This is a genomic window from Streptomyces sp. NPDC103540 (genome assembly GCF_055584445.1).
The window spans coordinates 1-16,418 of record NZ_JBVJMA010000023.1 but is presented as its reverse complement, the minus strand read 5'-3'; the positions used below and the strand labels follow the sequence as shown (position 1 = coordinate 16,418).

The 16,418-nt window shown below is 71.7% G+C and carries 18 protein-coding genes; 16 read left to right on the top strand and 2 right to left on the bottom strand.

From position 1 onward, the window contains the following. Positions 1-76 precede the first annotated feature (76 nt). From ACZ6ZI_RS36775 to ACZ6ZI_RS36735, 9 genes are all read left to right on the top strand, one after another. Entirely contained in the window at positions 77-928 is an 852-nt protein-coding gene (locus ACZ6ZI_RS36775; protein ID WP_469528661.1) for a 5'-3' exonuclease, read from the top strand. Between the two features lie 37 nt (positions 929-965). Beyond that, positions 966-2,306 (top strand): MFS transporter, encoded by a 1,341-nt coding sequence (locus tag ACZ6ZI_RS36770; protein WP_469528660.1) that lies wholly within the window; start codon positions 966-968, stop codon positions 2,304-2,306. Next, the gene (locus ACZ6ZI_RS36765; RefSeq protein ID WP_469528658.1) at positions 2,303-2,587 is read left to right on the top strand and encodes a GNAT family N-acetyltransferase; all 285 of its coding nucleotides are present in this window, start codon (positions 2,303-2,305) and stop codon (positions 2,585-2,587) included. The genes ACZ6ZI_RS36770 and ACZ6ZI_RS36765 overlap by 4 nt, the downstream gene beginning before the upstream one ends. Positions 2,588-2,720: 133 nt before the next feature. After that, positions 2,721-5,090 carry a methyltransferase, FxLD system gene (gene fxlM / locus ACZ6ZI_RS36760; RefSeq protein ID WP_469528657.1) on the top strand — a complete coding sequence of 790 codons (2,370 nt, stop codon included), beginning with the start codon at positions 2,721-2,723 and terminating at the stop codon, positions 5,088-5,090. Further along, complete coding sequence (locus ACZ6ZI_RS36755) at positions 5,087-5,635, top strand: P-loop nucleotide/nucleoside kinase family protein (RefSeq protein ID WP_469528654.1); 549 nt, start codon at positions 5,087-5,089, stop codon at positions 5,633-5,635. Before fxlM ends, ACZ6ZI_RS36755 begins: the two co-directional genes overlap by 4 nt. A gap of 19 nt (positions 5,636-5,654) precedes the next feature. Beyond that, positions 5,655-6,614: a hydroxymethylbilane synthase gene (hemC, locus tag ACZ6ZI_RS36750; protein WP_469528652.1), complete on the top strand. Its 960-nt coding sequence runs from the start codon at positions 5,655-5,657 to the stop codon at positions 6,612-6,614. A gap of 97 nt (positions 6,615-6,711) precedes the next feature. Next, positions 6,712-7,401 carry a P-loop nucleotide/nucleoside kinase family protein gene (locus ACZ6ZI_RS36745; protein ID WP_469528650.1) on the top strand — a complete coding sequence of 230 codons (690 nt, stop codon included), beginning with the start codon at positions 6,712-6,714 and terminating at the stop codon, positions 7,399-7,401. Further along, the gene (locus ACZ6ZI_RS36740) at positions 7,346-8,119 is read left to right on the top strand and encodes a PIG-L deacetylase family protein (protein WP_469528649.1); all 774 of its coding nucleotides are present in this window, start codon (positions 7,346-7,348) and stop codon (positions 8,117-8,119) included. The genes ACZ6ZI_RS36745 and ACZ6ZI_RS36740 overlap by 56 nt, the downstream gene beginning before the upstream one ends. Before the next feature lie 137 nt (positions 8,120-8,256). Then, positions 8,257-8,553 (top strand): recombinase family protein, encoded by a 297-nt coding sequence (locus tag ACZ6ZI_RS36735; protein ID WP_469528646.1) that lies wholly within the window; start codon positions 8,257-8,259, stop codon positions 8,551-8,553. A 332-nt stretch (positions 8,554-8,885) separates the two neighbouring features. Here the strand turns inward: ACZ6ZI_RS36735 and ACZ6ZI_RS36730 are convergent, their stop codons facing one another. Both ACZ6ZI_RS36730 and ACZ6ZI_RS36725 read right to left on the bottom strand, forming a co-directional pair. Further along, positions 8,886-9,350 carry a hypothetical protein gene (locus ACZ6ZI_RS36730; protein WP_469528644.1) on the bottom strand — a complete coding sequence of 155 codons (465 nt, stop codon included), beginning with the start codon at positions 9,348-9,350 and terminating at the stop codon, positions 8,886-8,888. Between the two features lie 384 nt (positions 9,351-9,734). Further along, entirely contained in the window at positions 9,735-10,112 is a 378-nt protein-coding gene (locus tag ACZ6ZI_RS36725; protein ID WP_469528641.1) for a hypothetical protein, read from the bottom strand. A gap of 206 nt (positions 10,113-10,318) precedes the next feature. On the opposite strand from ACZ6ZI_RS36725, the gene ACZ6ZI_RS36720 reads away from it, so the two are divergent. From ACZ6ZI_RS36720 to ACZ6ZI_RS36690, 7 genes are all read left to right on the top strand, one after another. Next, on the top strand, positions 10,319-10,573 hold the full coding sequence (locus tag ACZ6ZI_RS36720; protein ID WP_469528639.1) for a hypothetical protein: 255 nt from the start codon (positions 10,319-10,321) through the stop codon (positions 10,571-10,573). Positions 10,574-10,796: 223 nt separating this feature from the next. Further along, complete coding sequence (locus ACZ6ZI_RS36715) at positions 10,797-11,591, top strand: hypothetical protein (RefSeq protein WP_469528638.1); 795 nt, start codon at positions 10,797-10,799, stop codon at positions 11,589-11,591. Positions 11,592-11,949: 358 nt separating this feature from the next. Continuing rightward, entirely contained in the window at positions 11,950-12,123 is a 174-nt protein-coding gene (locus ACZ6ZI_RS36710) for a hypothetical protein (protein ID WP_469528637.1), read from the top strand. A 575-nt stretch (positions 12,124-12,698) separates the two neighbouring features. Further along, positions 12,699-14,018 (top strand): methyltransferase domain-containing protein, encoded by a 1,320-nt coding sequence (locus ACZ6ZI_RS36705; RefSeq protein WP_469528636.1) that lies wholly within the window; start codon positions 12,699-12,701, stop codon positions 14,016-14,018. Further along, on the top strand, positions 14,015-14,482 hold the full coding sequence (locus tag ACZ6ZI_RS36700; protein WP_469528634.1) for a class I SAM-dependent methyltransferase: 468 nt from the start codon (positions 14,015-14,017) through the stop codon (positions 14,480-14,482). Before ACZ6ZI_RS36705 ends, ACZ6ZI_RS36700 begins: the two co-directional genes overlap by 4 nt. Next, positions 14,475-14,864, top strand: a complete 390-nt coding sequence (locus ACZ6ZI_RS36695; protein WP_469528633.1) for a hypothetical protein — start codon at positions 14,475-14,477, stop codon at positions 14,862-14,864. Before ACZ6ZI_RS36700 ends, ACZ6ZI_RS36695 begins: the two co-directional genes overlap by 8 nt. Beyond that, positions 14,861-16,111 carry a phosphotransferase gene (locus ACZ6ZI_RS36690; RefSeq protein WP_469528630.1) on the top strand — a complete coding sequence of 417 codons (1,251 nt, stop codon included), beginning with the start codon at positions 14,861-14,863 and terminating at the stop codon, positions 16,109-16,111. The genes ACZ6ZI_RS36695 and ACZ6ZI_RS36690 overlap by 4 nt, the downstream gene beginning before the upstream one ends. Positions 16,112-16,418 lie beyond the last annotated feature (307 nt).

The window sequence follows — 16,418 nt, the reverse complement described above, 5'->3', positions numbered from 1 at the left end:
TGGCCTGGCGGGCTGCCCCGGTCGGGGAGCACGGGCACGGCGGCGGCAGGCCCTTAGGATCCCTGGAGGCACCACGATGTCCACGACCGCGCAGGCGCCGCTGCTCCTTGTCGACGGCCACCATCAGCTGTATCGCGCGCACTTCGGGTTCCCCAAGCGGTTCGAAGCGCTCGACGGCACAGACGTCACCGGCGCCTTCGGGTTCGTCGCCCTGCTGCGCAAGCACCACCGTGAGCTGTGCGCCGGCCACGAGGTGATCGTGGTCTTCGACGCCGAGGACGGCACGGCCGCGCGGGCCGGGACCGACGCCGGGTACAAGGCGAACCGGGCGGCCGCCGATCACAGCCCCATCCAGGCGCTGGCCCCGCTCAAGCGAATGCTGGACCTGGCCCCAGTACCGTGGGTGGAGGTACCCGGCGTCGAAGGCGACGACGTCCTGGCCTCTCTCGCAGGACGGGCCGCCGCAGAAGGGCGGCCCGTGGTGGTGCTCTCCGGGGATCGGGACCTCTACAGCCTCCTCACCGAGCCTGGCGTGCGGATCCTCAACCCGCAGGCGCCTGCGGGGCGGCAGTTCGTGACCGCGGACACCGTCGTGGAGCGCTATGGCGTGACACCGGCCCAGTGGCCGGACTTCAGGGCTCTGACCGGGGACCAGGCGGACAACCTGCCCGGCGTGCCCGGGGTCGGAGCGGTCCTTGCGGCCCGGCTCCTGGCGGGAGGCCGCCGGCTCGAGGATCTCCCCCTCACCGCGCCGGGCCGACTGGCCAAGCCTCTGGTCCGCACGCGCGCATGCTGGGACGATGCCCTGCGCTGGCGGTCCCTGCACCTCCTGAATACCTCCCTCACCTGCCGCGCCCCGCTCACCGGCAGGGCCACCAGCAACCTTCCGGCCCCGGCCGACCTGATGAAGGCGGCCGGCCTGTGGTGAGCCTTCCCCTCAACGCGCGCGTGCCGGGGGGGTCGCGATGACGGCGGCTCCCGCCGAGTCCGCGGCGGCCGTCTCGCTGTGGCAGCACCACGACGTCCGCCGGTACCTGACCGGGCAGACCGCCAGCGTCGCCGGCAGCTCGATCTCCTCGATGGCCCTCCCCGTGCTGGCCGTGCTCGTCCTGGACGCGACCACCGGGCAAGTCGCCCTGCTGGCGCTCATCGGCCAGCTCCCGCCGGCACTGCTCGCCCTGCACGCAGGCGCCCTCGCCGACCGGTACCCGAAGCGCCCACTCATGATCATCGGGGACCTGGCCAGCGCCTGCGCGCTGGCGACTCTGCCGGCGGCCGCCGCCCTGCACACCTTGACCCTGACGCACCTGATGATCGTCGCCGCCGTCCACGGCGCCGCCGGCGTCCTCCACGACGCCGCAGCCATCAGCCTGCTGCCGAGCCTGGTCGACCGATCCCTGATCCAGCGCAGCAACTCCCGGGTGGGGGCCCTGTTCGCCGTCGCGGCCACCGGCGGGAGCAACCTGGGTGCGGCCCTGACCGCGCTGCTCGGCCCGGCCCGCGCTCTCCTGGGCGACGTCCTGTCCTACCTCGTCAGCATCTGGTGCACCGCCCGAATCAAGGTCCACGAGCCCCACCGCACCTGCGAGGCTTCGCCGCCGCTGCGGCGCGAGATCGGCGAAGGGCTTCGGCACGTGGCTCGCGACCACCGGCTTGCTGTGCTCACCGCGGTCAACTCGACGACCTCCTTCGCCTTGGCGCTCTTGAACACCTTGTGGGCGCTCTGCCTGCTGCGGGACCTGGCGATGTCCCCGACCGCCTTCGGGACGGTCCTTGGTGTCGGCGCCCTGGGCGCTGCGGCCGGGGCGCTGGCCGCCCCCGCGCTCAGCAGGCGCAACGGGCCTGGCCCGATGATGCTCGGCGCCCTCGCCCTGACCCCCTGCACCCAGATTCCCCTGCTCCTCGCATCCCCCGGCCTCGCCTGGCAGGTGGCGATCGCCGCGGCCCTGGTCGTCCAGCTCGCCTGCGCAGGTGCGGCGGGCACGACACAGCGCTCGATCCGGCAGATCATCACCGCGTCCGCCATACAGGCCCGGATGCAGGCCGTGTCCACCTGCCTGACCTCCGCCGCACGCCCCGCGGGCGCGCTGCTGGCCGGGATCCTGGGGACCTGGACCGGCGTACGGCCCGCGCTGGCCGTCGGCGCTGTTCTCCTCGCCCTCCCGCTCCTCGTCCTGGCCTGCTCACCCGTGCGGTCCCTGCGCCGCATGCCCGACGCCGCCGCCGAACGTGCCGACAACGAGTCTGCTCCCGTCGGCCGGCGGCAGCCGCCCGCCGACGCCGATCAACCAACGCCACGCCCATGAACGGCCTGGTCCACGCCGTCCTGCCCGCCCCGAAGTACCCCAAGGGCCTGGCCGTACGCATCCACGCGGTCGCCACCGCCCCCGCCCATCGCCGCCGCGGCTACGCCAGGGCCTCACTGGCCGCGCTCCTCGAACACCTGGGAGAGGACGGCGTCACCCTCTACGAGCTGTACGCCAGCGACGGATCCGCCCCGCTGTACGAGCAGCTCGGATTCGCCGCCGACCCGGCGCTGATGCGCATGACCCGCTTCCCCTCCCCGCCCGAAGGGCACGGCCCGTGAACGGGCAGCGGCCGCCGGAGGCCGCCGCGAGCAGCACCGGGGCCCGACCGGCCGGCACCACCCCCCACGGGCCCGCCTCCCCACACCCCACCGACCTGCCCGAGTCACCCGCCGCAGAGGGAGAACGCACCGCATGAGCAGCACCCACACCGCGCAGGACTGGCACAACCACTACGAGGCCGGCAGGGACTTCCGCCCGCTGACCGACGCCGAGTCGGCCCTGCTGACCGAGCGGCTGGCCGTGCCGGAGGACGCCCGGGGCGCCCGGGCACTGGACGTGGCGTGCGGGACCGGCGAGGTCGCCCGCGCCCTCGCCGGTGCCGGCTACCGGGTCGACGCGGTGGACTGGGCCCGCTCCGCCCTCGACCGGGCCGAAGCCGCCGGCCCGGACGAGATCGCCTACCACCAGCTCGACGTCACCGACGCGGACCTTTGCGCCCTCACCGCAGACGGCGGGTACCGGGTCATCACGATGCGCCGGGTTCTGGCCCATCTGCCCGACCGCACCCGTACGGTCGCCGAACTCGCGGCCCTGTTGGAGGAGGACGGCGTCCTGTGCGTGATCACCCCGCACGCCGACCGGCACCCGCCCGAGCTCCGTGACATCTGCCTGGACGATGCCGAGATCGGGCGGCTGTGCGACTTCTGGGACCACGCCGAACGCATCGAGGTCGCAGGGTCCACGTTCGTGCTGCTGCGCGGCCCGAAGTCGGCGGCCGTCGCCTACGCGGAGAAGCGGAAGCCGACACCGGCCGCCATGGCGGGCGTCGCCGTCGTCGTCACCAACTCTTGTGGGCGGGTCCTCCTCGGCTGGAACAATGCGCGCTCCATGTGGGAGCTGCCCGCCGGGAAGGTCGAGCCGGGCGAACCGTTCGAGGCGACGGCCGTGCGGGAGCTGGCGGAGGAGTCCGGTCTGGTCGCCCGCACGGAGGACGTGCTGCTCCTGGGCACCCTGTGCGACGCCACGAGCGGCGGGTTCACGCGGGTCACCGAGATCGCCCGGATTACCGCTTTCACCGGAGAACCGGAGGTGCGGGAGGCCGACCTGTCCCGCTGGGAGTGGCACACCCTGTCCGACCTGCGGCACCTGCCGCAGCCGCTGTTCACGGCCAGCGCCCAGGCCGTGAACTTCGTCTGGCCTGGCCTGTTGCCCGACGTGCCCGCCGCCCACCACACCCCCCGGCCGGCCGGATCGGTCGCGCTGACCTTCGGCGAGCCGGCCGCGGCGGTCCGCCTCCGCGAGAAGCTGGTCCGAGACCTCACGGAGGCAGGGTGGACCGACAGCCCCGGCCTCCGGCGGGCGTTCGCCACGGTGCCTCGGCAGGCCTTCCTGCCCGAGCAGCCCCTCCAGCGGGCCTACGCCAACGAGGCCGTGGCGACCGTCTTCGACGAGGACACCGGGCGGTCGATGAGCTCGGTGTCCCAGCCCGAGATGCAGGCCGTCATGCTCCGCGAAGCCGGTCTACGGGAGGGCGACCGGGTCCTGGAGATCGGGGGCGGCGGCTACAACGCGTGCCTGACCGCCGAGCTGGTGGGCCCGGCCGGGTCGGTGGTCTGCGTGGAGATCGACCCCTACGTGCATGCCCGCACGGTCCGGTTCCTGCAAGAGACCGGATACGCGGACCGGGTCCGGGCCGTCCTCGGCGACGGAACCCGCGGAGCCCCGGAGGCCCTCGTGCCGGCGGGTGGCTTCGACGCGATCCTTGTCACCGTCGGCGCGAACGACATCCCGTCGGCCTGGCACCGGCAGTTGGCCGACGGGCGGCACCTGGTGGTGCCCCTGCGGATCGGCGGGTTCACCCGGGCCCTCAGCCTGCGCAAGGAGCCGGGCCACCTGGCCTCGACCTGGGTCAGCGTCTGCGGATTCGTCCCGATGCAGGGCGGCGGCCGATGGGACGAGACACCGGACCCGATCGGCGCCAGCGGTTACGGGATCCGCTGGGAGGACACCACTCCCGCTCCCCTCGACGGCCTCGACCGGGCCCTGACGACGGCGGGAGCCGAAGTACGGACAGGGGTGACCGTCGTCACCAACGAGTCCTTCGAGCACCTCCAGCTGTGGCTGGCCACCGCCGTGCCCGGATTCTGCCGCCTGACGGGCGACCGTGAGCAGCCCGGCCGCCTCCGGCTGCCGAAGCACACGGACGCCATGGCCATGGTGTCCGGCGGTTCGATGGCCGTCGTGGTGATCGAGCGCCTCACCTCCGACGAGCACGACTCCACGCCCACCTGGGAGTTCCGGATCCAGGGATTCGGGCCCGACGGCAAGACCGCCGCCGACGTCCTCGCCGACGCCGTCCGTACCTGGGACCGGGAACTGCGCGACCGCGCCCACTCCCTGCTGACGATCTGGCCCGCGGACATCCCCAGCCCCGGCCTGCCCGCCGGCGACGTCGTCAACAAGGCGCTGGGGCGCATCGCGGTCACCTGGTCGGGACGTGACCGGCACACCGGCCCGCGCGTTGCACAGCACACGGGAGGGAACGGAGACACAGCGCAGTGATCACCTGGATCAACGGGCCGTTCGGGGCCGGCAAATCGACCCTGGCCGCGGGACTTCACGAAGCGCTGCCCGGGTCGGTGGTCGCGGACCCGGAGGACGTCGGCGGCCTCCTGCGCTCCAGCATGCGCGGCCACCCCCACGCGGCGCGGGACTACCAGGACTACCTGGCCTGGCGCCGCCTGACCGTCCAGCTCGTCACCGAGGTCCACCAGCTGGCCGACGGCCCGGTCATCGTGCCCATGACCGTCCTCGACCAGGCCTACGCGAAGGAAATGCTGGAGCCCCTCGCCGCTCTCGGCACCCCCGTCCACCACCTGGTGCTCCACGCGGATCCCGCACCCCTGCGGGCCCGCATCGAGGCCTCCCGGGAGTACCCGCACGACGAGACGCTCAGCGAGGCCGTCCGCGCACACCGGCGGCGCCGCATCACCGACTACGAGCAGGCCTTCGCCGCCTGGCTGCACACCGCGCACGTGATCGACACCGGCAACCTCACCCCCGGCCAGGCCCTCGAAGCCGCTCTCGCCCACCTCGCCCGCACCTGAGAACCCGGAGACCCATCCCATGACCACGCTCACTCCCCAGGCCGTCGTCCGGCTCGGGACCCGGCCCAGCCCCATGGCCATGGAGCAGACCGGCCGCTTCGCCCAGGCGTTCCGCGCCATGTATCCGCAGCTCACCCTCGACATCTCCAAGATCACCTCGGAGGGCGACGCGCACTGCGGTCCCCTGTCCGAGATCGGAGGCAAGGGGGCTTTCACGCGGCGCGCGGACACCCAGCTCCTCGACGGCCGCGTCGACGCCACCATCGCCTGCGCCAAGGACCTGCCCGGCCCCCACGACCGGGCCCCCGGGATGGCCGTCGCCGCAGTCCTCCCTCGCGAGGACGTTCGCGACGTCCTCGTCCTGCCCGTCGGCCACCGGCCCGTCACCCTCGCCGAGCTGCCCCCCGGCACCCGGGTCGGCACCAGCGCTCCCCGCCGGGCCGCCCTCCTCGCCTCCTTCTACCCCCATCTCGTCCCCGTTCCCATCCGCGGCAACGCCGACAGCCGCCTGGACCGCCTCGACCACGGCCGCCTCGGCGCCGACGTGATGATCGCGGCGCTCGCAGGTCTACGGCGCCTCGGCTTCGCCGACCGGGCCGGCGAGATCCTCGACCCCACCGTGTGGCTGCCCGCCGCCGGCGCCGGGATCATCGTCGTCGAGCACCGCGCCGACGACACCGTCACCGGCGGACTCCTCGCGCCGCTCACCCACCCCGCCACCCGGATCCTCCTCGACGCGGAGCGGGCCGTCCTCGCCGAACTGGCCGGGGGCTGCCTCACCGCGGCTTCCGCCCACGCCACCCTCGACGACACCGGCCGCGTGACCGTACGGGCCGCCGTCCTCGACCCGTCCGGCGGCCCGAGCGTGCGCGCCGAAGCCTCAGGCCCCGCTGAAGACGCCGCCGAGACCGGCCGGAAGACCGCTCGCGCTCTCCTGAACGCCGATGCTGCCCGGCTCCTCGCTGTCACCCCCAAGTAGGCGGGCAGCCCCTCGGGCCGCGGCCCCCGCCCCGCCCTTCAGCTCGGCGTCCCTCGGCAACCGGCCAGGAGCGTCACCGACCTGCGGAGCTCACCCCGTGCGGAAACCACGTCTCATCATCGTCAGCGGCCCTCCCGGGTCCGGGAAGTCCACCCTCGCCCGGGCGCTTGCGGCCGAACTGGGGTGCCCCGCCATCCTGCGCGACGAAATCAAGCAGGGCATGGCGGTCACCCTCGGACCGGCGCCGAAGGGCACCGAAGACCTCAACATCCCCGCCATGGACACGTTCTTCGCCACCCTCGGCGTACTGCTCCGCGCCCAGGTCACCATCGTCGCCGAGGCCGCCTACCAGGACCCGCTCTGGCGACCCGGCCTGCGGCCCTTGGCCGACATCGCCGACCTGCGGGTCATCCGCTGCCACGCCCCCACCCACACCCTCACGGACCGGATCAGGGAACGCGCCGCCCTGGACCCGCACCGTTCGGCGCACGCCAACGAACAACTGCTCACCGACATCGCCACCGGCGCCTACGACCCGCAGGCCTTCGCCGAAATCACCCTCGACGCACCCGTCCTGCGCGTGGACACGTCCGACGGATACCGACCCACCCTCGCCGAGATCACCGCGTACGTCCAGGCCCCGCGATCACCATGCTGCTCAGGTCACCCGGCTCGCAGCCCGGCCGGGCGCAGCCCCTCCGCTCATGACTCCCGAACGAAGGGTTCACCCCGTGGCACGCTCCTCCCTGCCGTCCTTGCTGGCCGTATTCGCACACCCAGACGATGAAGCGCTCGCGGTCGGCGGAGTCCTCGCCCAGCACGCCGCCGCGGGGGCACGCACCGCAGTCATCACCGCCACCTGGGCCCCGGACACCGGACGAGCCGCCGAACTCGCGGACGCCCTTCACCTGCTCGGCGCGGGCAAGCCCCGCATGCTCGGATACGCCGACCTGCGCGTGCCCGAGTCCGCTCCCGGCCAGGCCCGCCTCTGCGACGTCCCGCTGGATGAAGTGGTGGAGCACCTTGTCGCCCACATCCGTGCGATGCAGCCGCAGGTGATCGTGACCCACGACGCGTTCGGGTCCGGGCACCCCGACCATGTACGGACCCACGAGGCCGTGATCGAAGCCGCACTGGCCGCCGGCATCGAAGGGGTCCACCCGACAGCGGGCCGCCCCTGGAAGCCCGGCGCCGTCTACGGCGCCACCTACCCCCGCTCCGAGAGCGGGGCCTTGGACGCGCTGCTGGCCCCGGTCGGAAAACGCCTCCGGACGGTGCCGGACGACAAGGCGCACGTGGCCGTCGACGTCCGCCCCTGGCTTCACCGGAAGACCGCAGCGATCATGGCTCACCGCAGCGAGACGGAACGGGCCAGGTCCCTCCCAGGTCTCCTGGCCCGGCTTCCAGCGCCGGAGCGGGACGCGGTCATGGCTACGGAGTACTTCACGCGGCTCGATGCCGGGTACCTGCCGCGCCCCGACAGGCTCGAAGCCCTGACCGTCTAAACCCCGGGGCCCGCCCACAGCGCGCCGGACTCCGTCACGCCACCGTGACTGCTCGAGGCCAGCTCATGTGGCGCGGTGAGCTCGGCGGCATCGCGGCCGAGCGGCTTCATCTCGTACGCGGTGAAGATGACCCGGCAGTGCGGGGCCTCGCTGACCACATCACCACCCACGGCCTCATCCTGGAGATGCTCGCCGGACCGCTGCCCGGCATCCACGACCCGACCGGGCCGGGGAAGCTGCTGTTCGCGTTCTTCGACGCGATGGCGGAGACCGAGCGGGAGAACGTCCGGGAGTCGACGCTGGAAGGGCTCGATACCGCGGCCCGCAAGGGCAAGTACGGCGGCCGGCCCCGGCCATCACCGACGACATGCTCCACACCGTGCTCCGGCGCCGCACAGGCGGCGAGTCCGTCGAGCAGATCCAACCCGACCTGATCATCCCCACCGGCAAGCGCAAGGGACAGAGCCCCTCCGTCGTCAGCATCTACCGGCGCTCGCCGACCACGCCAAGCGGGAGGCGTACCCGGAGGCCGTCGAACAGGCCCACACCGACTTCGCCGCCCTCCAGGCCAGCGACGTTCCCCGGCCCCGCCCGGACACCGCAGCGCTCAGCTCGTGACCTTGATCGTTCTCACCGGGATTTCCTGTACGCCGACTACTCGCACCCGGGGAGCCCAGCGGGTTCAGGGAAACTGAAGGGGCTTCAGCGGGAACCCGGGGTCGAATGGTGTGCTCTGTGAGGATCGATCCGTGGGTTCGCCTCGAACTCATGCTGAGGCATCCGGATCTGCGGGCGTCATCTGCTCATGGAGATGGGCCTCGACCGGACCCAGGTGCTGGTCATGGGCCAGGACGAGTTCGTCCGCGAGGTTGAGGACACGGATGCTCCCGTTCGCGAACTGCAGGGCGATGCCGACGGAAAAGTCGAGGTTGTCGTGCCGGTAGCGGATCTCTCGGGTGGAGAGGATGTGCTGGCCGACGAACCGGGTCATGGGGAAGTCGGGCAGGTCGTCCTCGACCGTGGTATGGCCGTATTCGTCCATGTCGTAGGGGCCATGAGGCTGGTCGATCTCCATGGACAATTCATCGCCTGGCGTGTGGAACCGGACGGGGCCGAGGCCGTCCATATGCAGCCACATGTGCAGGAGAGAGGGCTCGGTCTCCTCGTAGTGGTGCCAGGACGTCGTCACCTTCAGCAGGCGTCTGCCGACCAGGTCCTCAGCATTGATCATCGACTGATGCTGTCACAGTGCTCAACGACTCGGCACTGGTTTCCAGGAGGCGTCGGGCCGAGTCCGCGTAGCGCATCGCGGTCTTCTCGTAGAGGCCGAAGACCTCCGCGAGATGCAGTGGGTCGGGACCGTGGGTCAGGGCCTCTTCGAGCTGCCGGTCGACGCGAAGCCGCTCCAAGGTGGCGTCCTGCCCTCGCATCGGAGCACTGATCCAGTGGTTGCTGGCCCGGCCGGTCGTGTTGGCGGTCTGGTTGTTGATCAGCAGGTGGAGGTTCGCGGTGCTCGGCCACCGGCGACGCCGGTGGTCCAGCCAGGCCGTCAGGAGTTCAGAGTGAGGTCGTCGAGAGGCCGGGCGCGTCCGGCGATGGTCAGCCGGCGCCTTGTTCAGGACTGGTCCCAGGCGTCGATGAAGAGGAGCTCGTCGTCGGGGCAGGCTGCGATCAGCTCGGACTTGAGGGAAGGGGTCGACCCCTTGTCGAAGAGGCTTCCGTCCGCGAGGAGCGGCAGGACGTCCCTGGCGTGGGCGGTGAAGCGGGCGGGGTAGCCGGAGCTGAGGATCTGGTTGGCTTTGCCCTGCCGCTTCAGCTCAAACAACCAACCTATGCTGACGCCCGTGGTCTGGGTGGTCCAGGCGGCGAGCGTCTTCTCGTGGTGAAAGATCCTGCTGTTCTCGGGGTCCTGTGCCTGTTCCGGGTTCGGAATGTAGATCGATACGTCGAAGGCGAACATGTGGTTCCGTTCTTCGGTGTTGAGTGGATTCATCGTACGAGTGGCTGGCGGCGTACCGGTGAGCGATGGCGCGGGGTCCGCACGGGTGCCGTCCGCCGGCTCACGCAAACCCTCCGCAGGACGCGGCGCTGGTCGATGGAGCACGTAGCAGCGGGGATCCGGTAGTGCGAGCAGGCGGTCGGTGGCCGAGGCGTAGGATCTTGGATCATGATCCGTTCAGTGGAATGGAACTACCCGTCGTGATGCCTCCATACTGCAAGGTCTGCCTCGCGTCCAGCCACGACTACGAGTCGTTCACGCTGGTGTGGTTCCGGCCGATCGCGCCACCACGAGACCGTGAAGGGCGCCCGGAGAGCGCCCTCTGGTTCTGCAAGGACCATGCCCGCTACACCGTGGGCAAGACGGACATGAGCGCGATCCTCGCCATGGTCCACATACGGGCGGCGATCCGACGTGACACCCCGAACCTCTGGCCCCTCGTCAGCCTGCCCTGAGCGGACGTCTCGAGTACACGCACCTCGCCTGTCGTTTCAACGTCGGAAGGCAGCTGCCGGCAAGGGCGACACGTGCTGCCCTCATTGGGCAGGAGCGATGATTACCCGGTGGCAACAGACCTTGAACTCTTCGGGGACCACCACCAGATGCACGTCATGGACGAGGACCTGCGGATCCGTCGGCGTCCGGCTGATCGAGATGTGTGCTGGTTGACTGTGCGTCGTGACCAAGATGATCGAGATACCGGATGCAGAGGATGACTGGGAGCCCGCCACGGAGCTTCAGGCTGGACGCAATCCGGTGCGGCAGGCATCCATGTTCCAGAGCGTGACCTGGCCGCTGAGCTCGCTGGCCCTGCTCTCAGTGGACCTGGAGGCGGTGGCGCGGCGGCTGAGGCTGACCCTGGAGACGTCGTGGGACGGGCACGGCGGTGTGCGGGCGGCGTTCTTCGTGCTGGAGGGGACAGATTTCGTCGTCACGCACCACGAAGGGGACGCTCCGGGAACCCACTTGTGGACACGGAAGGGTGGGCCTGTCGATCCGGCCGCGCGCGTGGGCGGTCTTCTTGCGGCTCTCGGCGTGGGGCCGGAGGCAGTCTCGTACTCCACTTGGGGGGCTGGCACCGACCTGTCGCACGTGCCCGCTGCCTGGGGACGCGGCCGGGGCAAGGCGGTGCGGTCGCACCAGGACATCTGGGCCAACTTCAAGAGGCGCCCGCAGATGTTCGTCGGCTATGTCACCTTCGGAGCGGTGGTCGGGTTCCTCAACGGCTATGCCACCGCCTCCGACAATGCCCTGCTGGACGGATTCAGGCAGTGGCTCGCAGCCAGGTTGGAATACGGCTCGAACCTGGTGTATTGGGTCTTGGCCGAGAAGGTGATCTTTCCCGACGGCCGACCCGAGGAACCCTGGTCGCCCGAGACCGAGCAGCACGCCGTGGCCGGCCTGATCGGCCTGATCGACGAGTACTTCGATCACCTCGCCCGTGATCCGAAGGAACGCCCCGGGACGGGCTGACCGAGGGCCCTGGACTCATCCCCGGGTGAGAATCCGGAGTTCCATTCGAGGGTGAGGCCGGCGGTGACGGCGTCGAGGTCCTGGCGGAGGATCCCCGCGAACGAGTGGACCGGTGCGGGAGTATCCTGCTCGGCCTGGCGGATCCACTCCGGCGCATGCCGCCACGCCGGTTCACCATCAGGTCGCGGAAACATCTGGACGAGGCCCCGCGCCGCCAGCCTTGAGCGACGTTCGGCTCCGGCTGCCTGTCGCGCGAGTTTCGGACGTGCGTACGATGCGCCGGTGATGATCTTGCTGTCCGTCGACACCACCTCCGAGGCGTTCCTCCCCCACTCTGACCGGTACTCAGCGGCAGAAGGTGTACTTCCTCAAGGACGTCAAGGCCAGCGCCGGCCAGACGCTGAACCTGGCCAAGGCCCACACCCTGCGCACCACCGCGACCACGCCCATCCGAACCGGCGACTACACCCTCACCCTCCAGGTCAACGGACGCCGCTTCACCCCGAGCCCGTTCAAGGTCCTCACTCGCTGACACGCCTGTGCCCGGCCGGGCCAACCCACGGGCCGGGCGGTCCGGCCCTCACCTGCCCCGCCGGCCTCCACCCCCGCGCCGGGAGCGCGGACATCGACGACTTCCCCACCCGCCACCTCCTAAACCGGTACGGGATCGGTCCGGCCCGGCTCCGGGCCCGGTCGTTCAGGCTCGCCCTCACTGCCTCCGTCAGCCAACCGACGCGGCGCCGAACGTCGGCGTTTCGGCCAACTGCCCCCGAGTCGCCTGCCCTTGCGCGGCAAGGGTCGATGCACTGCGCAACCTCGGAAATCCGCTGAATCACAGGGCGCATAGCACGTCCGAAAGGAACAGGTGCTCGAAATCGTGCGGCGTCGTTGAGCACGACGACGCCACCACCACGTCCACGAGGGGGAACACGTTGACGCAAGTCGAATCAGGCAGCGACCAGACCGACTCCCCGATCCGCACCCTCCGGCAGATGCCGGACCCACCCGCAGCCGCTCCGCCGTCGCCGCCCGCAGCCCTCCGTCCAGGCCCACTCCCGCGAGCACGGACGACGCGCGGCACGACCGCACCCCAGGAGGCGATTCACCGTGAACAAGGTGCCGAACTCGACGGCGACTTCCGCTGCCGCATCACCCCATCCCGTGGACTGCACCGTGCTGCCCGACCCCACTACGCCCGCCCCGCGCCTCCTTCCGGCACAGTCCGCCGCCGACACCTCCCAGGCTGCGACGGCCCGGGCGGCGATGGTGGCCCAGCTCGAGCGGAGCGGGGACCTCGGCCCCGGACCGGTCCGTGAGGCCCTGCTCGCGCTGCCGCGCCAGATCCTGATGCCCCAGGCGTACGTGCGGCGCAGCGGCCCGGAGGAGATGCCGCCGTGCTGGGATCTGCTGGACTTCTCCTGTCCGGCCGACCGGGCCGAGTTGATGGAGCGGCTGCACAGCGGGGACAGCGTCGCGATCCAGCACGACGGCGAGCCGATCCTCGGCCGCGTACCCGAGCCGCGCCGCGGGGGCGTGATGACCGCGATGTCGAGCACGATGAGCCTGACCGCCGGCCTGCTGCAGCAACTGGACCTGCGGCCCGGCCAGCGCGTGCTGGATGTGGGGACCGGCGCCGGGGTGACCGTGGCAGTGGAGTGCTTCGTGTGTGGCGACGCCGGCGTCGTCACCCTCGACATCGATCCGCACGTCACCGCGGCTGCCCGAGAACGGCTGTCCGCTCTCGGCTACCGGCCGACCACGGTGACCGCGGACGGCACCAACGGGTGGGCTGCCTCCGGCCCCTACGACCGGATCTTCGTCTCCTTCGCCGTCCGGCACGTGCCGCAGGCCCTGGTGGAGCAGCTGGCCCCGGGCGGGCTCGCCTTGATGACGCTCGGGACGTCGTCTCCGTCGTGGCCGGGCTTGGCCGTGATCGAAAGGCGACAGGACGGGACGGTGGAGGCGGAGCTGCGCGCGGTCGAGTTCGGTCACCGTGCCGGTGCCGGCTTCGGGCGGCTGTTCCTGTCCGCCGCGTTCCGCGCAGCAATCACCCGGGCCGACGGGTGGACACAGCGCAGCCGGATCGCGCCGCCGCCCGACACAGCGCGTGGCCTGTGGCTGGCCTTGGACCACTTCTACCCGGGGCTGGTGCGCGACTTCGGTGCCGAGAGCCTGACGATCGGCGCGCCCGAGTGCCGGTCATGGATGCGCGTACGGGCTGTTGGCCACCGCCGCTGGGACGTGACGACCTCAGGGCCCCGGGACATCTGGGCAGAGGTTCAGGAGGTCGCTGGCCGGTGGCGGGCGGCCGGTGCACCGGACATCTTCCGGCTCCACTTCGACGCCGACGGCAGCCAGCGGGCCACCAGCCCGAGCGGCGCCCTGACCTGGCAGCTTTCCCCTTGCGAGAAGGGAGACGCACGATGACCCGCCCCGACCAACCTGCCTCTGCGGCGGTTTCGGACGAGGCCCTGTTCGGGCCCGAGGCCGCCGACTACGCCCGCTACCGTCCCGGCCTTCCGGACGCCGCGGTCCACCTCCTGGCCGCCACCCAGCACGGTGTGCCCGCCCCCGTCCTCCTGGACCTGGGAACCGGCACCGGCCAGGTGCCCCGCGCGCTGCTCCCCGTCCAGCACCGACTGGTGCACATCGACCTCGTCGACCTGAACGGGGCGATGCTGGAGGCGGCCCGCGCCGCACTCGAACCGGTCCGCGGAGCGTGCACGGTCGACGTCTTCACCGGCGCCGCCCACACCTTCGTCCCCGCCGCGCCCGACCGGGCGCCCACCCTGATTACCTGCTGCCGGTCCTTCCACCCCGTCCCGCCCGGAAGTCCTCTCCATGGCCGACCGGGTGGCCGCGCCGCACGCCGCCGTGGTCATCATGGGTGACGGCAGCCTCTGGACCCATGAGGCCGCCTGGACGGCCGCCCTTCGGGAGCTGATCCAGAAATACCTCGGTGAAGACCGGCGCGCGGGCACCGGCGGCACCTACCCCGGGCCGGGCCGCTCCTACGAGGACGACCTGGCCGACTCGGCGTTCAGCGAGGTGACCGAGCACCGCTTCCCCCTCTCCCGCGCCTGGGCGCCCGAGGACGTCCTGGGTTACCTGCGCACCACCAGCTTCGCCCGCCCTGCCCTCTTCGCCGGCCGCCATCACGACTTCGAGGACGCGGCTCTCCGACTGCTCCAGGACCACGCCGCTGGCAGTGTCCTGGAGGAGGACGCGGTGTTCACCGTGCTGCTCGCGCGCCGCCCCGGCGGCGCTGTGTGAGCGGCACCCAGCGGCACACCGAGCCGCTCGACGTCCACCTGATCGCCGTGCGCGAGGGCGCGGCGGGGCCGGAGGTGCTGCTGTCCCGTCGGGCCGGTGACGTGTACGCGGCCGGCTGCTGGCATCTCGTCTCCGGGCACCTGGACGGCCCGTGGGAGGACTTGGTCACTGCCCTGGTGCGCGAGGCCCGGGAGGAATCCGGTGTCGTCATCGACCCGGCCGATGTCCGGGCGGCCGTCGCCGTGCACCACCGAGCCCCCGCCGGCGGCGCCCGGATCGGAGTGTTCTTCGAGGTGGACCGATGGGAGGGCACACCGGAGGTCAGGGAGCCCCTGGTGTGCGACGCCATGGGCTGGTTCTCGTTCGACGCGCTGCCGGAGCCGATGGTGGCGTACTGCCGGGCCGGGCTGGATGCCTACCGGGCCGGCGTGCGGATGGCCGTGCACTTCCAGGAGCCCGACGATCCGATCGCCTACAGCCCGTCCGCCGACCGGCTGGTCCTGATCCCCGAACCCGCCGCGCGCGGCGCGGCCCCGGCGACGGTGCGCGCGTTCGCCGAGCAGGCGGTCGGGCGGATCACCGCGTGGACGGACGTGTCCTGGGCGCGGGAGGAGAGCCGGGTATGGCGGGCGGACGGCGCCGAGGGCGGAGAGTGGTACGTCAAGATCCACCAGAACGGGGCCCGCTTCCACCATCGTGAAGTCGACGCCCTCCGCAGCTGGGTCCCCGCCCTGGGGGCGGCCGCGCCCCGGCTGGTGGCCGCCGACCCCGCGCTGCGGGCCGTCGTACTCACCACGGTGGGCGGCCGAACCCTGCACGGCGCCGTACACCCGCCCGAGCAGCAGCGCCTCATCTTCCACCGCATCGGGCAGCTCGCGGCGGCCATCCATCACAGAGCCCCACCCCGGCCCGCCGCGGACGCCCTGCCGGTGGGGAAGCTGGAGCGGCACCTGCCCGGGGCCCTGCCCCACCTCGCGCCCGGCGACGAGAAGTTCATCCGCGCCACCGCCGACAGGGTCGCCGGCCTGGCCTCCTTGCAGACGGTGCCCACACACGGTGACTTCCAGCTCCGCAACCTGCGCTGGGACGAGAGTGCCGACACGCTCTACGTCATCGACTTCGAGCGGTCGGAGGACGGCCCGGCCGTGCGGGATTTCGTACGGCTCTCCGACGCCTGGCACGGCAGGCCCGACCTCCTCCAGGCCCTGATGGACGGCTACGGCCGCCCCTTCACCCCCAAGAAATAGGCCCAGCTCACGGTCCTGTCCGTCCTCGATGCCGTCTCCGGCATCTCCTACGGCACCGCCCACGGTGATCCCGAGCTGGTGGAGCGCGGCCTGCGCACCCTGACCCGGCTCCGCGCCGAACAGCACCCCTGACCCGCATCCCGCCCACCATGAGGAGCAGCACGTTGACGTACACAGCCCGCGAGGAGTGGGAGACGCACTACGGCGAGGGAAAGGGGTGGCGCCGGCTCGGTGAGCGCGAACAGCAACTCCTTGCCGAGCACGCCCCGGTGCCCGACGGCGGGGGCCGTGCCCTGGATGTGGGCTG

Coding starts and splice junctions, on each gene's coding strand:
- ACZ6ZI_RS36695 (WP_469528633.1), top strand. CDS start 14,475: ATGGGTGACGGCAGCCTCTGGACCCATGAGGCCGCCTGGACGGCCGCC.
- ACZ6ZI_RS36700 (WP_469528634.1), top strand. CDS start 14,015: ATGACCCGCCCCGACCAACCTGCCTCTGCGGCGGTTTCGGACGAGGCC.
- ACZ6ZI_RS36770 (WP_469528660.1), top strand. CDS start 966: ATGACGGCGGCTCCCGCCGAGTCCGCGGCGGCCGTCTCGCTGTGGCAG.
- fxlM (WP_469528657.1), top strand. CDS start 2,721: ATGAGCAGCACCCACACCGCGCAGGACTGGCACAACCACTACGAGGCC.
- hemC (WP_469528652.1), top strand. CDS start 5,655: ATGACCACGCTCACTCCCCAGGCCGTCGTCCGGCTCGGGACCCGGCCC.
- ACZ6ZI_RS36765 (WP_469528658.1), top strand. CDS start 2,303: ATGAACGGCCTGGTCCACGCCGTCCTGCCCGCCCCGAAGTACCCCAAG.
- ACZ6ZI_RS36725 (WP_469528641.1), bottom strand. CDS start 10,112: ATGAATCCACTCAACACCGAAGAACGGAACCACATGTTCGCCTTCGAC.
- ACZ6ZI_RS36730 (WP_469528644.1), bottom strand. CDS start 9,350: ATGATCAATGCTGAGGACCTGGTCGGCAGACGCCTGCTGAAGGTGACG.
- ACZ6ZI_RS36775 (WP_469528661.1), top strand. CDS start 77: ATGTCCACGACCGCGCAGGCGCCGCTGCTCCTTGTCGACGGCCACCAT.